Here is a 16,070-nt window from a genome sequence, read left to right as displayed (position 1 = left end):
AATCGAGATACTAAAGTCATAATTGCTTATTACAAAATCGTCTTCACCTAATCTTCATATAATGCAAAGATTGCCAAAGTGACCATACTGAAGCAGCAGATACCTTTGGCAAGCCAGTTATAAATATTAAATTATTAAGTCCTAAGCTTATTTCACAACCGCAAACCTCTTTGGTACATTAAACGGAAAATCGACAGGAACATTGCCATCAATTTTCACAAACTGTAGATCGATGTTTATTTTCTTCGCTTTAGACAGTGTTTTGATCTGTAAAGCACTTGGGAATAAAGATTCATTTAACTTCTGATAATCTGAATAGGTAACTTTTAATGCCTGTCCGTTTCTAACGTCATTTAAATTGGTTTCAGATACCTTGAACAGCGTATTAAAAAGCAGTTTGTAATCTAACTCCGCTTTGCTTCCCGAAACTACCCAAACACCATTTTCCTGTTTAACATCTGATTCTGCAGTTAAAAACTCACCCATGGCATTTCCCGTTAAAATAGCCTGGAGCGTATTAAAATTAACCTGTTTGTTGGTGAAATTGTAAATATAACTAAACGGCTTTTTGAGGTATTCACTTTTCATACGGTTCATGATCTTGATGCTATCAGGCGTAATCAAAGCCCTTGCCACCTCCGCCATTCCACCTAAGGCCGTAATACTTACCCAAATGGTTTCCTTGTCTTTCATTTTGAAATTCATGGTAACGTCATTTGCATCGGTGCCAATAGCTAAAGTTGCTTTTGCTTTTAAAGAAAGTGTATTAAATTTAAGTTGTTTGCTATTTAATAAGGTTAAGGCTTCGGCTTTTGAATTATCTGTTTTGGTTTCCGTTTTGGTAGGGGGAGCCACAACAATTTCTTTTTTAGGTTTGCATGCCGAAACAAAAATTACAGCTCCTAACAGGAATGCACTATTTAAAATATTTCTTTTCATTTATCTTTTTAATTAATACTTCTGATCCGTTTCCGGACTCTTTTGCTTTTTGCCATTGAATTAATGCGGCGTCCTTTTCACCTTTCATAAAAAGTATATCGCCATATCGCTCCAGGTAAACACCATTTTTATTGTTATTGTTTTGCAAAGCCTTTTCTATCCATGTTTTCGCCAGATCGTATTTCTGCTGTTTAAACAAAATAAAAGCATAAGTATCTGCAATTGAGGGATTATTTGGCATTGCATTGGCTGCTGTTTCCGCATATTTCTCCGCCTTTGTTAAGTCATCATTTCTTAACGCCAGATAATACGCATAATTATTCATGATGAGATAATTATCGGGCTCCGTTGAAATGGCTTTTTCAAAAGCTGTTTTAGCCAGGGGAAAATTATTCTGGTTGATGTAGATATCGCCCTGAAGGGCATAAATTTGTGCCTGCAGGCTTTTATTCTCCACATCTAACTGTAAGGATGTTTTTAAATTGTTTTGAGCAGACTCATATTTACCGGTCCTAAACATTGCATAAGCCATGTAGTAGTATAAACTGGCCTGATTTGGGTAAATGGTTAGCGCTTCATCGCCTACTTTTATAGCATCATCATAATTCCCCAGTAAAGTTTGGATATTAATTACCTGTTCCCAAACTACATAAATCTGTTCGTTAAGTTTCAAAGCAGCCTGATATTGGCCCAATGCCTCTTTCAGGTTATTCTGCTGATAAAGTACATCGCCATAAAGTACTAATGCTTTTGCTTCAGTCGGATTTTTCTCTGCAACTAACTTACTAAGTTCGCTTACATTTTTAGCAATAACAGGCTGGTTAAGTTTCGGAAAAAGTGCTGCAATAATCTTTACCTTTTCAGCAAGCGGCATTTCATCACTTTGGAAAGCCAATTTTAAGGATGAAAATGCAGCGTCATCATTTTTCTGCTTGCGGTAAATATCGGCCAGAGCCAGGTTTACCTCAAAATTATTCGGTTCCAGCTGCCGGGCTTTGGTTAATACCTTTAATGCTTCCGGATCATTTCCTTTTTGTAAAAGCAAACCTGCTGCGTATAAATAGTTCTTTACATCCGCCTGGTTACCTTCCAATAATTTTACAATATCACTTTCTGTGGCACTTCCATTTGCCTGAAAGCGCTTTCTGGCATTCGTCAGGTCTCTTGAATCGCCAAATTTAACCTGGATTTCATCATAAGTTTTTTTTGCAGCATCTAACTGATTAGCTAAAAACTGGGCATTGGCCTTATGAAAATAATAGGCATCATTTTCGGGATCAATGCGGATCAACTGATTAAAAACCTCAATCAGTTCGGGCATTTGATTGCTGCGCTTGTATATCTCACCGAGTAAGCGCCAGTACCATAAATTACCAGTATTTAATTTGATTGCCTGTTTGATGTTCTGTTCGGCCTCGCTAAGTTTATCTAAACGGAGATTGGCATTGGCCAGCTCGAAATAAGCGGCGTGGTTATTTGGATCTAATCCAACAATTTTATTAAAATTGGTAGAGGCGACAGCATAATTTTCAGACATTTTCTCCCGCAGACCGGCAAAAAACAATTGCTTTACCATATTGCTATCACGGTTGGTACCTGGTACAACCGTTCCCTGCCCAAAAGCCTGGAAGCTAACCAAAGTGGCTCCAACAAGAAAATGTACTTTGTATTTCATATCATTTATCAATCCAAAATTAACTCCAGACTAAGGACTTAGGACTGTTGACTATTTCCCCGTATGTCCGTAACCGCCTTCGCCGCGTGCAGTATCTCCTAATTGTTCAACGGTTTGCCAGCTCACAGTTTCGTGTTTGGCCACTATCATTTGTGCAATCCTATCGCCATTAACGATTTTAAAATCTGTATCCGATAAATTTACCAATAATACTTTTATTTCGCCACGGTAATCAGCATCAATTGTACCTGGTGAATTTACAATGCTGATGCCGTGCTTATAGGCCAGGCCGCTTCTTGGTCTGATCTGTGCTTCGTAACCAATAGGCAGTTCGATAAACAAACCCGTTGGTACTAACAGACGTTGTAAAGGTTTAAGTATTATTTCTTCTGTGATGGCTGCCCTTAAATCCATTCCTGCCGCATTTGCAGTTTCGTACTGAGGAAGCGGGTGCCCGGATGTATTGATGATTTTTATTTCCATTCTTTTTTATAATTGGATGCCCAGGTTGATAGTTCATAATTTAATGGCCATTGACCATGAACCAATAATTATAAATATTTTTTAACCCTTCTTTAGCATTTTCATTACATTATTCTTCTCAAAATAGAAAATACCCAGGAGAAATAACACTAAAATGCCATTCCCGATGTAAATGTTGCGTTTAAAAACCCAAAAAGATAAGTATACCATCACAATAGAAACCAATACATAGACACTCATTGCTTTAAGTTTATAAGGTATGGGGTAATGTTTTTGTCCGAGTAAATAAGAAATAACCATAATGATAAAATAGGCAAACATTGATACCCATGCAGAACCCATATAACTAAATTTAGGAATCAGGATAATGTTCATGATGATGGTGAAAACAGCGCCGACCAAAGAGATATATAGGCCGTACCTGGTTTGATCGGATAAACGGTACCATACCGATAAATTCATATAAATACCTAAACAAACATAGCCGAACAACAAAAACGGAACTGCGTTGAGCCCCACCCAATACCTTGAATTGATGAAATATTTGATGATTTCGATATTGGCTGTTAAGCCTACAAAAAGGATGGATAAAGCAAGTACAAAGTAATATAAAATGTTAGCATAGGTTTGTTTTGCATTTGCATTTTTAGCGTGACTAAAGAAAAATGGTTCGGCACCTAACCTAAAGGCCGTATTAAAAATACTGATGAAGATGGCCAGCTTACATACGGCCCCGTAGATACCAACATCATGATTGGCAATACTTGCTGGCAGGTACTTACCCAATAAAATTTTGTCTAAATTTTCATTGATAATAAATGATAAATTGGCCACCAAAACAGGCCAGCTATATCCCAGCATATTGTTAAATAAGCTTTTATTAAACTTAAACTGGATTTCCAAAAACTGTGGAATAAGCATAAGCAGCGTGACAATGCTCGCGATTAAATTGGCTACGAATACATACCCCACCCAACGGCCTTTATACCACGAAGTGAACCATCCGCTCAAGATATCATGTTTGATGAGGAACGGGATAACGTAAATAAACACCAGGTTTAAGCCCACAAATGTGCCTATATTGAGAAACTTGATTAAGCTATATTTAAATGGCTTTCCATCGGCCCTTAATTTGGCGAATGGAATTACACTGATGGCATCCACAAATAAAATCCATGCGAAATAATGTACATAAGATTTTTGGTCAGCCAATTCTGCGATGTTTCCGTCTAATGTATACCTGGCCAGGTAATCGGAAAAAATTAATGCGGTGATTAAAAACAGGGTTGATATAAAAGCAATTACTAAAAAGCTATTGTTATATACTTCCTGCTTCCGATCTTCATGTTTATTTAAATACCTGAAAAAAGTGGTTTCCATCCCAAAAGCCAGTATTGGATTGATGATGGACACGTAACTGAACATTTTGGTAAAAACACCATAAACTCCAGGAGCGAAAACACCCGTGTAAACAGGCGTTAAAATAAAATTGAACAACCGGGAAAAAATGGTACTAATACCATAAATCATGGTTTGCCCGAGAAACTTTTTATATACAGACATTTATGATTGAGATTTGAGCATTGCGTATTGAGATAAGTTCCATACCGGAACAAATAGCAATCCAACAATTCAGCAATTTATTTTCTTAAGACTTCAAAATTACGATAGTTTTTCACTTCGCCATCGCTCACCGCCACATTTTCTACACGTGAGCGGTCAGGGCCTTCATTGCACCAGTTTAGAAATTCTTCCAAAAAATTTCTTCGCCTTCCGCTTCTATATAAACCGATCCGTCTTTTTCGTTCCTTACAAAACCATTTACCATCATTTGGTTGGCAATAATTTTAGTAGTTTCTCTAAAGCCAACTCCCTGTACTTTGCCTGTTACTTTTATATTGAGATGTTTCATTTATTGTTGTAAAGTTGAAATGTTTACTGTTGCAAAGGTAAATGAATTATAACAATTCTTTAACACCTGTTCATGATGGCACCAAGCTGATGTAATGGAGCTATACCCATTTGTTTGGTTATACAAAATCAATTACGTTTTATCTTAGAGCTACAAGAGCCTATTTAAATTAAATAAAATTTATTTTGTATGTCAGTCTGAGCGTAGTCGAATATGAATTGTAAAATAAAGTTGAAACTTAAAGGAGTATCAATAGCCGAAGTGAGTTTATAAAAGAACGGGGTAATTATCTGCCAAATCAAAAATTATAATTAGACTGGTTATCATTAACACTAATTTTTCCGGATTAGGCTAACATTTAGGTAATTTGAATTTTAAAACGGAGACGATAATGAGTGTACATATAGGATTGATGATCTGGAAGGAAATGAAAACCAAAGAGATTTCTGTTTCCCTATTCGCAGAAAAAATGGCCATTAGCAAAACCAAAGCACAGGAAATCATCAATAGTCCAAGCCTGGATGTTTCACTGCTTGCCAATGTGAGTGAAATACTGGACTACAATTTTTTCAGCTATTACGAAAAGGGTAAACTATTTTCGGAGTTTAGTAAAAAGGAAACGCAGGCATCAGCAGAAGAGATCAAAAGGCTAAAAAGCCTGCTAAGCGAGAAAAATAAAGCCATCGAACTTAAGGATAAAATAATCCAAAACCTCTCACATACCGTTTCTTTACTCGAAAAAGTCCAATACCGTTAATTGGAAGCATGATTGTTGTCGAATAAGTCTTTCAAAGAACAACAACACTACCAATCATCCATTTAGCCCCAAAACCAATAGATGTGGTGAGATAAGCCTTATAATTGCATAATACGATGTTGATTTAGATATAAAAATTGTTTTGCAGTTGCGCAAGCTGGGCTATTTTTACATTAAATTCCTGCCATATTTCGTCAAGGATAACTCTTGCAGGCTTAATTTCTTTCAGCATTGCCGAAACCTGACCGATTTCAAGTTCGCCATTTTCCATATCGCCTTCAAACATTCCCAGTTTCGCCCTGGCATGGCCCAAAAGTTCAGCCAGCTCATCCCGGCTTGCTCCGTCGGCTTCAGCTTTGGTAATAGCATCAGCAAATTCATTTTTCAGTAACCTTACCGGAACCAGTTTTTTCATCGCTAGTTTAGTATCGCCCTCACTGGCAGCAATAATTTTATGTTTAAACGCCTGATGAGCAGACGATTCTTCGGCCACTGCAAAAGCCGAACCTATTTGAACGGCATCAGCACCTAAGGCAAATGCAGCCAGCATGGCTTTACCACTCCCGATGCCACCTGCAGCGATGACCGGAATGTTAACAAGCTCTTTTATTATAGGGATTAAACACATCGTTGTAGTTTCTTCTCTCCCGTTATGCCCACCCGCCTCAAAACCTTCGGCAACAATCGCATCAACACCGGCTTCCTGAGCTTTTATAGCAAATTTTGTATTCGCAATTACATGAACCACAGTAATACCCTTTTCTTTTAAAAAACTGGTCCATGTTGCCGGGTTACCGGCAGAAGAAAATACAATTTTTACCTTTTCTTCAATTACTACATCTATAATTTCCTGAATATTAGGGTAAAGTAATGGAATATTAACGCCAAATGGCTGATGAGTTGCTAATCTACACTTTTGAATATGTGTTCTTAAAACGTCAGGATACATTGAACCTGCTCCAATAATGCCCAGGCCTCCTGCATTAGAAACTGCTGAAGCCAGTCTCCAGCCACTGCACCAAACCATTCCAGCCTGAATAATAGGATATTTAATATTGAATAGTTTACAGATTGGGTTCATGAGGAAAATTTACTTTACAAATAGTTGGCAAATTATTGAAATATCACTTATTCCGAAAGAATTCCATATAATTCCAAAATCGCGTTAAATAAATTGAAATAATACCCTTATACATAAAAAAGCTGATTTTTAATGTATAAGGTCGAAATGGCATTAAACTCATGACCAAATAAAATGACTCTTCAAAACAAGCGATTTTTAAGGTTATTAAAGAACGGATACTTTCTTTAAATCAGTCGCTGTACTTTGTCGCTTTCAATTGTAAAATTGGCAGACAGCCGGATTAAATTCAATCCTGGTTTTTTACCAACTTCTATTGTACCAATTTGTTGATCAAGCTCCAAAAATTCTGCTCCGTTTATTGTTGCCCAGCTCAACAGTTTTTCAAAAGGAACCTGTTTGTATTTCTGTAAAGTGAACATTTCCGACAGAATATTAAGTTGATGGTTACTGGCCAAACTATCCGTACCTAAAGTAATTTTCACTTTTTCATCTATCAGGAGATTAACATCTGGCAAAGTGTTTTCAATATAAAGATTAGCCTGCGGACAAAGGCACCAGTATAAATTCGGGTTATTCGCTTTCGCAAAAGTAATGTCAGCTTTGTTTGAAACGGTATTGTGTACCAATAAAGTTTTCTGTTCCTTAATATAAGGTAGCCAGCTTTGTAATGATGTTTTATGGGTTGGCTCGAAGAAAGTGATGTCCAGTCCTAAAAATTGATAGAGATCTAAAAATCCACCTGTTTTATTTTCAAAAAAAGCATTTTCATTGTCCGTTTCCTGATTGTGAACACTAATAAGGCTATTATCTTTTTCTGCCTCTTCCCTTATTAATTCGAATAATGCCGGAGATACTGAATAAGGTGCATGCGGAACAATAGATACAGGCAGTGGTTTAAAATCCTCCTTAATTCCCTTCACATTATCCATTATGGCTCCGGCCCTTTCGGGATTAAAACCCATGGCCTCTACAAAGGTATGGTAATGGATTTTACTCTTCTCTTTCACTTCTTTAGAGGAAATTTGATTGGAAATATCGCCAACGGCTACAATCCCATTTTCAAACATTTCCTGGTCGGCTGCATACATAGCCGCTTTAATCTCTGCTATATCGCCCTGTCTGCTTTTAATAATATGCTGTACAAATTCTACCAAACCCGTTTGCTCAGGGATTTGATCTAATATATGCGATAATTCTAAATGGCAATGAGTATTAATAAAGCCTGGAACGATTGCCCCTTTATATTTTATGATATCCAAATTAAGGTTTTCGGCTTCTTTTCTGGTTAACACTTCTTCAATTTCGCCCTCTGGATTTACAGCTACTACTCCGTTTTTCATTGGTGGGGAGGAAACAGGAAAGATCCAATCTGCTGAAAAGTATTTTAACATATCGCAAATTAGCGGAATAACCGGAGCAAATAAAAAATATTTTATCTGCCTGACCTATTTTGATGATAAAATGATTTTTGATTTAACTTCTTAAGAAATTAGAAAAAGAAAAAGAGCCTCCTATCGGAATCGAACCAATGACCTACTGATTACAAGTCAGTTGCTCTACCAGCTGAGCTAAGGAGGCTTTCAATCGGGCTGCAATGATAGAAAAAAATCTTCTTTTTTCAAAAATTGAGTTTTTTTCCGACTTGCTTTCAGGTAATATCTAATGGCAAAATAACAACGGCACACTACCGGGCTAATAACAAATAGCTGCTAAACTTGTAGTCATTTACCACAAAGTGTTGACAAACTCCACAACATTAAAACTTTGGCACAGAAATAAATTACTGTAAATCAATTACTTAAATAAAAAATGCTGTTTGGCACCATTATGAAACATTAGCAAGTATTGTTACACAAATTAAATTTTAAAATATATACCATGAAAAAATTCGTTTTAGCAGCTACAGTATTAGCATTCGCAGGATTCTCAGCAGTACAGGCAAGTGAAGTAAAAGATTTTAAAACTACTGCAATTGTTGCAGTTCAAGATAGCGCAGTGAAAACTCCAGTTAAATTGGAAGAACTTCCTGAGCCAGTAACAACCGCATTAAAATCTGATGCATATAAAGGTTGGACCGCTACTGAGGCCTGGTCAGTTAAAGAAGGTACAAAAGAGTATTATTTAATCAATGTGAAAAAAGAAGCTGAAACCGGTTCGGTAAAAATCGATAAAGACGGTAAACCAGTTCAATAATCAATACAAAATTAACGCTCCAAAATTAACAAGTATTTAAACATTAACGAAGTTAACAATCATATTTAAAACACAATATCATGAAAAAGATCATTTTAGCCGCTACTTTAGCATTCGTAGGATTCACAGCAGTACAAGCAAGTGAAGTAAATACAATCAAAAATGCTGCAATTGTTGCAGTTCAAGATAGTGCAGTAAAAACTCCAATTAAATTGGAAGAACTTCCTGAGCCGATTACAACAGCATTAAAATCTGACACCTACAAAGGTTGGACAGCAACTGAAGCTTTCACAGTTAAAGAAGGTACTAAAGAGTATTATTTAGTAAATGTTAAAAAGGAAGCAGAAACAGGTTCACTTAAATTTGATAAAGACGGTAAACCAGTTCAATAATTTAAAATAAATACGCCATAAAGGCATAATCAATATAAGCGTAGCCTTAATGCTCGCACTAACTTAAAAAATAATCAAGATGAAAAAATTAATTTTATCAGCTGCGTTCTTAGCTTTTGCAGGATTCTCAGCAGTACAGGCAAGTGAAGTAAATACAATTAAAAATGCTGCAATTGTTGCAGTTCAAGATAGCGCAGTGAAAACTCCGGTTAAATTGGAAGAACTTCCTGAGCCGGTTACAACAGCATTAAAATCTGATGCTTATAAAGGATGGACCGCTACTGAAGCCTGGTCTGTTAAAGAAGGAACAAAGGAATACTACTTGATCAATGTTAAAAAAGAAGCCGAAACTGGTTCGGTTAAAATTGATAAAGACGGTAAGCCCGTACAATAAAACCCAAATAATTACATCTACCTATGATAAGAAAGCCGGATTATGTCCGGCTTTTCTTATTTTTGTTACATGGCGAGAATCCTGATTTTAGAAGACGATACCACATTTGCTCAATTACTTGATGGCTTTTTAACAAAAAAAGGTCACGAAATTACCCTCGTAACCCAGGTAAAGCAATCATTTAAACAGGTTGAAACCTATACATTCGATTTACTTTTAATCGATTACCGCCTGCCAGACGGAACCGGATTTGAAGTGCTTACTCATCTTCGTGATCTGGGTCTTTCCATTCCTGTAATCATCATGACCAGCTTTAATGATGTTCGCACAGCAGTAAAATCTATTCAATTGGGTGCGTTTGATTACATTACAAAGCCAGTTAATCCAGACGAATTATTAATGGTGATCAAAAATTCTTTAGCTAAAAAGGATTTAAAAAGTATTGAACCAAAAGAAACAAACAGCGACTTTATAAAAGGGAAAAGTGCAATTGCAGATAAACTATATGAACATATTAATTTGGTAGCCCCTACAGACATGTCGGTAATTATACAGGGCGAAAGTGGCACAGGGAAAGAATTTGCTGCCAGAACCCTGCATCAACAGAGTAAACGTGCTGATAAACCTTTTGTGGCAATAGATTGTGGTGCTTTATCAAAAGATTTAGCCGCCAGCGAATTATTCGGACATGTTAAAGGTGCTTTTACGGGTGCTTTAAATGATAAAAAAGGTCAGTTTGAAGCGGCTAATGGAGGAACCTTGTTTCTGGATGAAGTGGGTAACCTGAGCTATGAAGTGCAGATTAAATTGCTTAGGGCCTTACAGGAAAGGGTAATCCAGCCTTTGGGCAGTACCAAACAGATTCCAGTTAATGTTCGTATCATCACGGCTACCAATGATGACCTGGCCAATAGCATGCAACAGGGAGAATTTAGAGAAGATCTATACCACCGTTTAAATGAATTCAAAATCCAGCTTCCGCCATTGAGAGAAAGAGGTGGAGATTTGGAACTGTTTATCAATCACTTTATACAGTTATCAAACCGCGATTTAGACCGGAATGTTAAAAGTGTATCTGCTGAAGCGAAAGCATTATTGTTAAGTTACGATTGGCCGGGAAATCTGCGCGAGCTTAGCAATGTGATCAAACGTATGGTTTTATTGAGCCCTGGCGATATTGCCCAGATTAGTGCACTACCTGATGAAATGATGATTTCTATCCATCAGCAATCAGCTCCTGGCAATTCATCTGATCTAAAAGCAGTTAACGAACAGAATGAAAAAGCGTTAATTACGGAAACGTTAATCAAAGTAAGACATAACAAATCAAAAGCTGCTAAAATTTTAAACATCGATCGTAAAACACTATATGCCAAAATGGAACGCTACGGGATAGAGTAGTTAGCCCGCATTAGCGTAGTCTATATTTTCCATAAAGGCAATCAAACTATCCAGCTTTCCGATCTGTAACAGAACTTCAGTTTTAATGTTCCCCGTTAAGCCTTTTTCAGCTATTTCTATTTCTAAGGTTCTAAAGGCATTGGCCAATGTCTTCGACCCCATTTGTGCAGTGCGTCCTGCAAGGCGATGAACCAATAACCTGCTTTTATCCTGCTCGTTTTCGTCCAGGTGTTTTTTGAGTTCAGCAGCATCATCGATCGAATCCTGCTTAAAACGGTTTAGGATTTTTTCAAGCATCTCCTGATCGCCAAAAGTCATTTTTTCTATCGAAGAAAAATCAAATTCGGGCTGCGCTGTTAATACTTCTGTTTTATCAAATATAGATAGGATATCGACCGCCCTAAACGGTTTCATAATCAGGCCGTCAAAACCCTCACTCAAAACCATCTCACGCTCTTCAGGTAAAACCTGTGCAGTAATGGCATAGAATTTAATATTTTGCGGCAGTTTCTTTTTTAATAAATGGCACAGTTCGAAACCTGTCATTTCGGGCATGCGCATATCAACTAAAACATACTTTAAATCCTGGTCGGGTTCAGCATTTAAAATATCTGCTACCTGGGTAAAACTTCTGTAAGGGATTTTGTTTTTTGAAAAATCATTCCGCATAAATCGAGAATAAGTTTATCATCATCAATTACCCAAACCGTTCCAGGGTTTACAATAGCATAATGCGCTAAGTCTAAAGCATCATTTACGCGCTCAGTGGTATTTTCATACCTCATGTAGATATTAAATGTGGTACCAATGCCCGGCTTACTTTTCACATAAATTCTTCCTCCCTGAGTTTCAATCAAAGATTTAACAATAGGTAGGCCCAAACCTGTACCGGCAGGGTTAATAATATATTTCTCAGGAGATTCTATCTGCTCAAATTCATTAAATATTTTAGGGATATCTTTTTCTTCAAATCCTATTCCGGTATCCTTTATGGTAAAATGAAAGTGAAGATCCTCACCTTGCTTTTTGTAAGATACAGAAAGTTTAATTTCACCTTTTAAGGTAAATTTTACGGCGTTACCCAATAAATTAAATAAAATCTGCTTTAGTCTAAAAGCATCGCCCTTTACAAATTCCAAACCGGCAAGATCAAGTGCTGTATTTAACTGAAGTGATTTCTGTTCTGCCAATGGCCGCATTACCGAAACTACTTCATCAAAGGCTTTTTTGATATTAAATACCTGATTATTAAAGCTAAACTCACCTGAAATAATCCGGTTATAATCTAATACCTCGTTAACAATCTGAAGTAAATGAATGGAAGACTGATAAATCGCATCTACATCTTTTTTGTTGGGCACATCCTGCTGGGTAATCAGCTCGGCGTAGCCCAAAATAGACTGCAGCGGGGTTCTGATCTCATGGCTCATATTTGACAGGAACCGCTGCTTCGCTTTACCATGGTATTCCGCCTCATCTTTAGCCAGCTCCAACGCCTTTCTATACCTGTTGCTTTTTGTAATATCTGCTAAAATTAAATACAGCAGAATAACCGTTAACAGAAAAAAGATAATGATAATGGTTGTGATCTGTGTAATTCCGTCGTTAACTACTTCCTTGGCCTGAATACCATTTAAGTCAACCTGAGCTACTGCCTCGCCCTCTACCTCACGAAGAATCTGCAGCATTTTCGCAGTTAAGGTATTACTGGCACTTGATAAATCAGCCTCCCTTTTTAAAAATTTCTGGCTTTTCTGACGCTGTTCCAGCTCGATATTCCTTAACGAACCCGTCATGCTTTTCATGATGCTGTCTTCAGCCTTTGCATTTAAGGTATCACGCTTAACCTTAAATTCTTCGTTAATGATTTTATAAACATCTGATTTCTTCTTCCCAAAAAGTTTGCTCAGGAAACCTCTTGATTTTTGTTCTTCCTCTGGCGCAACCGTGGTGGTTGATGTGGTCGTTTCGGTAGTTAATACTGCACTATCCGTTTGCCTGCTGCGTATAGCCACCAGCTCATTCAATTTCTTAACTTCGTCAGAAAAAGATTTGGTATTAACCAGTGTTTCCCTTACTTTAAGGTAGTTTACAAACTGTTTATCGCGATCTGAAAGTAAATTTTTGATCGATTTTATCCTAGACAATTGCGCAGAGTCTCCACGATATAATTTGCGAAGCGTATCTAAACTTGATCTTAACTTACGCGATTCCTTAAGGAAACTATAATTGCCCTGTTTATTAAAAGCTTCATCACGTTGCAACTGATCCAACCTGGCTATCTTGTGCGAAAGATCATTAACAATCCTTAAACGGTCGTTCGGCGCTGAAATTTCTTCCACGGTATTCAGCATCCTGGTAAAAGCGAACTTGCTGATACCCCATGCCAATAGCAGCGCAAAACAGGCGAACAGAAAACCTATAATTACTTTACTTTTTATTGCCCGGAAGAAACGTTTTTGAATAACAGCCGCCATTTAATTCAGATTATTACCTTAAACCATTATAATAACGGTTTATCGTTTAGAATTGGTATCTGTTTATCTTTTACAAATAACGTACCATAAGAAAATTGGTTAAAAAGCTTTAATTTTATCATCGCCTAAAAAAACCAAACATGAACCGTATCGACCGACTTTTTGGAATCCTGACTTTACTCCAATCCAAAAAATATATTACTGCAGAAAAAATTGCAGAAAGATTTAACATGAGCATACGTACGGTTTACCGCGATATTAAAGCGCTTTGCGAGCAGGGAATACCCGTAAGTTTTGAGCAACATAAAGGTTATTATCTCGTGCAAGGCTATTTTTTGCCACCGGTTTCCTTTAATATGGATGAAGCCAATGCTTTATTATTGGTAGAAAGTTTGGTAAATGGTTTTGCGGATAACTCCATCCGTACGCATTACTCTTCTGCACTAACCAAGGTAAAAGCAGTATTAAAAACAAGTCAAAAAGAAAAACTCGAAACTTTAAACCAGCATATCAAACTGCAGATTCCTGAAAGATTGAGTTTCAACTTTGAATACCTGTCCCTTATTCAGCACGCCATCGCCGAAAAATACCTTATTGCACTTGATTATAAAAATAATAAGGAGGAGGTAAGCAAAAGAGAGGTAGAACCGATCGGATTAATTTTTTACGCATTTAGCTGGCACCTCATTGCCTGGTGCCATTACCGAAACCAATACCGCGATTTTAACCTCACGCGGATTATCTGCCTCAAAAATTTGGGTATTCCTTTCAAAAAAACGCAACATATTCCATTAAGCGATTATATGCATCTACTGCCGGTAAATTATTAAGAATCAAAAATTCCTGCATCTTTCAAACGTTGTATCACATCTTCAATATTTACGGTTGAATGGTCGCTTTTGAGGTATATTTCGGCAAGATAAACTATTTTATCAAGGACAACGACATAAATTATAACCCTTGCACCGCCAGATTTACCCTTATTCGTACCAGAAATGGATAATCGGATTTTATAAATGTTCTGGCTTAGATGAGCTCCCAATTCAGGATTTACTTCTAAATCATTAATGAGTTTTAATAAATCAGATTTTATGCCGCGATGTTTCTTAAAGATTCGCTTAACTTCCCTTTCAAAATTAGGAACCGTTTTAACCTTAAAGCTCATCTAAAAAATCTTTGGCATCTCGTAATTCTATTTTTCCTTCGTGATGAAGATTGATTTGTTCAAGAGATTCTTTTAGGCGCTTATAGATTGCCTGTTCAGGTCTATTTGGTGTTCTTTCTTTTGCTTTAATATTAGATACAACCTCGTAGTTCAAGCCCAAGGCATCAAGCACAGCCTTTACAGCTTTTTCAGATTTCTTGTTTTCGATATTTACGGTTAACGTCGTCATTACTACAAAAATACACTTTTTTGAATAAAACATTTCTCAATTAAATTATTTTTTCACACTGCCATAGGGTTGTCAGTAGTCTGTATTTTCTTTGTGTAAACAAACATCAAAAATCATGAGCATCGCCGATTTATTACTTATGGAGTTACACACAGTAGAAAAAACAAAACAGAAAAATATGGACATTATTAAATTATTATTGAAAGAGTTGGCAGACGAATTCAATACCACGAAAAAATTCCTGGCCATTGTACCGGCAGATAAATTTGACTGGGCACCGCACGAAAAAAGTATGAAAATGAAATCGCTTGCGGTTCATATTGCCGACCTTCCACGCTGGGTTTCATTGGCTCTAAATACCGATGGACTGGATTTTGAAACCGAACCTTACACAGAACCTCATGTAGAAAATGCTGGTGACCTGGTTAAAATTTTGGAGAAAAATTATGCAGCCGGAAAGGCCGATTTAGAAAAAGCTACCGAAGATAATTTAAACGGGCGTTGGGTACTCAGTATGGGTAAACAGGTTTTGGCCGATTATTCTAAATACGAAACCATCCGCCACTCTTTAAACCAAACTTCTCATCACCGGGCACAATTGGGTGTTTATTTAAGGTTATTGAATATTCCAATTCCGGGAAGTTATGGCCCAAGTGCTGATGATCATAGTTTTTAGTTTATAAAGATAATCGTCATTTCCGTACAGGCATAAATCGATGTCGTTATTTAAGCGCCCAACACATTAACCACAGGTAAAAAGGATAAACACAGATATAAAAATCCGTGTTTATCTGTGCAGATCTGTAGTTAAAAGCCTTTAAATTAAGGCCATTGGGCTTGAATATTAAAGCTATTGAATCAGCATTATCATCGATCAGCTGTTGAAACTTGTTGCGTTTCAATGGGTTCATTTGAAATGACCATCGAATTACCAGGTCCACTTCATACTTTAGCTGCACTTTGCTATTT

Annotated in this window: 18 protein-coding genes and 1 tRNA gene; 7 read left to right on the top strand and 12 right to left on the bottom strand. The window is 36.9% G+C overall.

The annotated features are described in order from the left end of the window. Positions 1 to 147 precede the first annotated feature (147 nt). From ACQ86H_RS02535 to ACQ86H_RS02515, 5 genes are all read right to left on the bottom strand, one after another. Complete coding sequence (locus ACQ86H_RS02535; protein WP_431293767.1) at positions 148 to 939, bottom strand: DUF4292 domain-containing protein; 792 nt, start codon at positions 937 to 939, stop codon at positions 148 to 150. After that, the gene (locus tag ACQ86H_RS02530) at positions 917 to 2,614 is read right to left on the bottom strand and encodes a tetratricopeptide repeat protein (protein ID WP_431293766.1); all 1,698 of its coding nucleotides are present in this window, start codon (positions 2,612 to 2,614) and stop codon (positions 917 to 919) included. The genes ACQ86H_RS02535 and ACQ86H_RS02530 overlap by 23 nt, the downstream gene beginning before the upstream one ends. A 51-nt stretch (positions 2,615 to 2,665) precedes the next feature. Further along, positions 2,666 to 3,097 carry a dUTP diphosphatase gene (dut, locus tag ACQ86H_RS02525; RefSeq protein ID WP_431293765.1) on the bottom strand — a complete coding sequence of 144 codons (432 nt, stop codon included), beginning with the start codon at positions 3,095 to 3,097 and terminating at the stop codon, positions 2,666 to 2,668. 81 nt (positions 3,098 to 3,178) lie between these two features. Continuing rightward, positions 3,179 to 4,660: a lipopolysaccharide biosynthesis protein gene (locus ACQ86H_RS02520; protein WP_138818834.1), complete on the bottom strand. Its 1,482-nt coding sequence runs from the start codon at positions 4,658 to 4,660 to the stop codon at positions 3,179 to 3,181. 178 nt (positions 4,661 to 4,838) lie between these two features. Continuing rightward, on the bottom strand, positions 4,839 to 5,009 hold the full coding sequence (locus ACQ86H_RS02515) for an acylphosphatase (protein ID WP_431293764.1): 171 nt from the start codon (positions 5,007 to 5,009) through the stop codon (positions 4,839 to 4,841). A gap of 391 nt (positions 5,010 to 5,400) precedes the next feature. On the opposite strand from ACQ86H_RS02515, the gene ACQ86H_RS02510 reads away from it, so the two are divergent. Then, positions 5,401 to 5,766, top strand: a complete 366-nt coding sequence (locus tag ACQ86H_RS02510; protein ID WP_431293763.1) for a hypothetical protein — start codon at positions 5,401 to 5,403, stop codon at positions 5,764 to 5,766. A gap of 124 nt (positions 5,767 to 5,890) precedes the next feature. Here the strand turns inward: ACQ86H_RS02510 and ACQ86H_RS02505 are convergent, their stop codons facing one another. The 3 genes from ACQ86H_RS02505 to ACQ86H_RS02495 all read right to left on the bottom strand — a co-directional run bounded on the left by ACQ86H_RS02505 (position 5,891) and on the right by ACQ86H_RS02495 (position 8,428). Continuing rightward, positions 5,891 to 6,847: an NAD(P)H-dependent flavin oxidoreductase gene (locus tag ACQ86H_RS02505; RefSeq protein WP_138818837.1), complete on the bottom strand. Its 957-nt coding sequence runs from the start codon at positions 6,845 to 6,847 to the stop codon at positions 5,891 to 5,893. A 227-nt stretch (positions 6,848 to 7,074) separates the two neighbouring features. After that, a complete protein-coding gene (locus ACQ86H_RS02500) occupies positions 7,075 to 8,241 on the bottom strand; it encodes an amidohydrolase family protein (RefSeq protein ID WP_431293762.1) in 1,167 nt (388 codons plus the stop codon). Between the two features lie 114 nt (positions 8,242 to 8,355). Continuing rightward, positions 8,356 to 8,428 (bottom strand) — tRNA-Thr (locus tag ACQ86H_RS02495). 300 nt (positions 8,429 to 8,728) lie between these two features. Here ACQ86H_RS02495 and ACQ86H_RS02490 point away from each other — a divergent pair. From ACQ86H_RS02490 to ACQ86H_RS02475, 4 genes are all read left to right on the top strand, one after another. Beyond that, positions 8,729 to 9,043, top strand: coding sequence for a GDYXXLXY domain-containing protein (locus ACQ86H_RS02490; protein WP_147224473.1), 315 nt, complete (start codon positions 8,729 to 8,731; stop codon positions 9,041 to 9,043). Positions 9,044 to 9,123: 80 nt separating this feature from the next. Then, positions 9,124 to 9,435, top strand: coding sequence for a hypothetical protein (locus ACQ86H_RS02485; RefSeq protein ID WP_138818840.1), 312 nt, complete (start codon positions 9,124 to 9,126; stop codon positions 9,433 to 9,435). Between the two features lie 79 nt (positions 9,436 to 9,514). Beyond that, the gene (locus ACQ86H_RS02480; protein WP_116169014.1) at positions 9,515 to 9,829 is read left to right on the top strand and encodes a hypothetical protein; all 315 of its coding nucleotides are present in this window, start codon (positions 9,515 to 9,517) and stop codon (positions 9,827 to 9,829) included. A 69-nt stretch (positions 9,830 to 9,898) separates the two neighbouring features. Continuing rightward, on the top strand, positions 9,899 to 11,230 hold the full coding sequence (locus tag ACQ86H_RS02475) for a sigma-54-dependent transcriptional regulator (protein WP_431293761.1): 1,332 nt from the start codon (positions 9,899 to 9,901) through the stop codon (positions 11,228 to 11,230). Here ACQ86H_RS02475 and ACQ86H_RS02470 read toward each other — a convergent pair whose 3' ends face one another. Next, on the bottom strand, positions 11,231 to 11,899 hold the full coding sequence (locus tag ACQ86H_RS02470) for a response regulator (RefSeq protein ID WP_431293760.1): 669 nt from the start codon (positions 11,897 to 11,899) through the stop codon (positions 11,231 to 11,233). After that, positions 11,845 to 13,707: a sensor histidine kinase gene (locus ACQ86H_RS02465; RefSeq protein WP_431293759.1), complete on the bottom strand. Its 1,863-nt coding sequence runs from the start codon at positions 13,705 to 13,707 to the stop codon at positions 11,845 to 11,847. The genes ACQ86H_RS02470 and ACQ86H_RS02465 overlap by 55 nt, the downstream gene beginning before the upstream one ends. Before the next feature lie 140 nt (positions 13,708 to 13,847). Here ACQ86H_RS02465 and ACQ86H_RS02460 point away from each other — a divergent pair, with 140 nt between their 5' ends. Then, on the top strand, positions 13,848 to 14,537 hold the full coding sequence (locus ACQ86H_RS02460) for a helix-turn-helix transcriptional regulator (RefSeq protein WP_138818843.1): 690 nt from the start codon (positions 13,848 to 13,850) through the stop codon (positions 14,535 to 14,537). On the opposite strand, the gene ACQ86H_RS02455 is transcribed toward ACQ86H_RS02460, so the two are convergent. Both ACQ86H_RS02455 and ACQ86H_RS02450 read right to left on the bottom strand, forming a co-directional pair. Further along, the gene (locus tag ACQ86H_RS02455) at positions 14,534 to 14,872 is read right to left on the bottom strand and encodes a type II toxin-antitoxin system RelE/ParE family toxin (protein ID WP_138818844.1); all 339 of its coding nucleotides are present in this window, start codon (positions 14,870 to 14,872) and stop codon (positions 14,534 to 14,536) included. The genes ACQ86H_RS02460 and ACQ86H_RS02455 overlap by 4 nt on opposite strands. Beyond that, complete coding sequence (locus ACQ86H_RS02450) at positions 14,862 to 15,134, bottom strand: hypothetical protein (RefSeq protein WP_138818845.1); 273 nt, start codon at positions 15,132 to 15,134, stop codon at positions 14,862 to 14,864. The genes ACQ86H_RS02455 and ACQ86H_RS02450 overlap by 11 nt, the downstream gene beginning before the upstream one ends. 145 nt (positions 15,135 to 15,279) lie before the next feature. On the opposite strand from ACQ86H_RS02450, the gene ACQ86H_RS02445 reads away from it, so the two are divergent. After that, complete coding sequence (locus tag ACQ86H_RS02445) at positions 15,280 to 15,777, top strand: DinB family protein (protein WP_138818846.1); 498 nt, start codon at positions 15,280 to 15,282, stop codon at positions 15,775 to 15,777. Positions 15,778 to 16,070: the final 293 nt, after the last annotated feature.

It is taken from the genome of Pedobacter sp. P26 (assembly GCF_050632135.1).
Classification (GTDB): domain Bacteria; phylum Bacteroidota; class Bacteroidia; order Sphingobacteriales; family Sphingobacteriaceae; genus Pedobacter.
Note: the sequence above shows the minus strand (reverse complement) of the source record. Positions and strands in the feature narration are given on the sequence as shown.